Source organism: Streptococcus sp. GMD4S (assembly GCF_000296955.1).
Genome location: NZ_AJRE01000528.1, coordinates 1 through 994 on the forward strand (window position 1 = coordinate 1; position 994 = coordinate 994).

The 994-nt window shown below is 45.3% G+C and carries 2 protein-coding genes; both read left to right on the top strand.

Annotated elements, in window-relative coordinates; translation table 11 throughout:
- Nucleotides 1-520: 7-cyano-7-deazaguanine synthase QueC (gene queC, locus GMD4S_RS12330; RefSeq protein WP_000304023.1), on the top strand; the 520-nt coding region annotated here is incomplete at its 5' end.
- Nucleotides 520-963 carry a 6-carboxytetrahydropterin synthase QueD gene (gene queD / locus GMD4S_RS12335; RefSeq protein ID WP_000464575.1) on the top strand — a complete coding sequence of 148 codons (444 nt, stop codon included), beginning with the start codon at nucleotides 520-522 and terminating at the stop codon, nucleotides 961-963. The genes queC and queD, both read left to right, overlap by 1 nt.
- Nucleotides 964-994 lie beyond the last annotated feature (31 nt).

Here is a 994-nt window from a genome sequence, read left to right on the forward strand (position 1 = left end):
TCAAGTTGCTAGAGAAATCGCTAAGGAACAAGGCATTCGTCATCACATCTTAGATATGTCTCTGCTGGGACAAATCACTGAAAATGCCTTAACCTCTGATTTGGAGATTGAGCAAAAAGAGGGAGAGGTTCCCAATACCTTTGTTGATGGTCGCAACCACCTCTTTCTATCCTTTGCGGCAGTTCTAGCCAAGCAACGTGGTATTAAAGATATCGTGACAGGTGTCTGCGAGACAGATTTTTCAGGCTACCCTGACTGCCGGGATGTCTTTGTCAAATCCCTTAATGTTACGCTTAACCTTGCCATGGATTACGACTTTGTTATCCAAACACCTCTCATGTGGCTAGACAAGGCTGAAACTTGGGAGTTAGCCGACCGACTCGGTGCCTTTGACTATGTTCGTGAAAAGACTTTGACCTGCTACAATGGGATTATCGGAAGTGGCTGTGGGGATTGCCCAGCTTGTCACTTACGTCAACATGGTTTAGATGTTTATCTCTCACAGAAAGGAGAGGGCTAATGTTTTTTGCACCCAAAGAAATCAAACAAGAAACTGGGGAGTCTCTTGTCTACAATCCTCACAGAACTCTGGTATCAAAAGAGTTCACCTTCGATGCTGCCCATCACCTCTTTCACTATGAGGGAAAATGTAAATCCCTGCACGGCCACACTTATCATTTGCAAATCGCTGTCAGTGGATTTTTAGATGAACGGGGCATGACCTATGACTTTGGAGACATCAAAGCTATCTACAAGAACTACTTAGAACCTCACTTGGATCATCGCTATCTCAACGAAACTCTACCCTATATGAACACGACTGCTGAAAACATGGTTTACTGGATTTTCCAAACCATGAGTCAAGAGTTGCCAGACGAGCGCGGTCTCCGTCTGGAATACGTTCGCCTCTATGAGACTCCGACTGCCTTTGCGGAGTTTAGACGGGAGTGGTTAGATGACTAGGGAACGTGTCCTCAAACTACCAGTTCTGGAA

Excerpts from the sequence above, each read along its gene's own strand:
- queD (WP_000464575.1), top strand. The coding sequence starts at position 520 with ATGTTTTTTGCACCCAAAGAAATCAAACAAGAAACTGGGGAGTCTCTT.